Below are 848 nucleotides of genomic sequence, written 5' to 3' on the forward strand. Positions count from 1 at the left end.
CCATACAAGGGAGAAATCCGTTGCCTGTGACTTTGACGGATGTAGCAGGTCTTTCAGCACCTCCTATCATCTCACCAGACACAAGCGTACCTTACACAATAGGAAATATGAGTGACCCGGCCTGTGTCTTTCACAACCCAGAGACAGACGATCAGTGCTGTAAACACGAGCGTCACAAAAGGTTGCCAGCTACGTTGCTATCTTCATTCTTTTTATGGGAAGGGAAAGGAAAGGAAGGATAGGAATGGTCTTCAGGCTGAACTTTGTTATCACCAGTCTCTGCATAGCGATCGGCCTGTCTTCATCTGACACCTTTGCAGTAAAAGTCAAAAGTCAGCCAATCCGCTCTATTCAATCACAACCACTTGATGTTATTTCTACAGGCGATATTGTTATAAAAACTGCAGACAGCACACATATCCATCCCCATAAGGCAACATCTTGCGTCATAGACAGAACAACCGAACACCGCCTCGTGCATTGCGGGGGGGGAGAACAAAAAACCGGATTAACTCTCACCGCCTCAATACCCACAAGATCTGGATCTGACAGTTGGAACGGATGCCACAACATGGATCCGGGATAAGGCAAACATGTGTCAGGTATCTTCGAGTGAGGAAGATCTCCCTCTCATCCACTGCTCCCCCCTTCCGTCGAGAGACCTGCTGCCTTCCCGGTTTCTGCATTTCAATACCTGGGGATATAAGCATTACAGAGAGCTTCAGGTTCGAACCGGCGATGGTATGCATGCGGGTTTCTATGGTAGGTACACACTAAAAGTCCATACAAGGGACAAGTCCTTTGTTTGTAACTTTAACGGGTGCAACAAGCATTTTACCCAATCCGCT

It is taken from the genome of Parendozoicomonas verongulae (assembly GCF_009711465.1).
Lineage (GTDB): Bacteria > Pseudomonadota > Gammaproteobacteria > Pseudomonadales > Endozoicomonadaceae > Sansalvadorimonas > Sansalvadorimonas verongulae.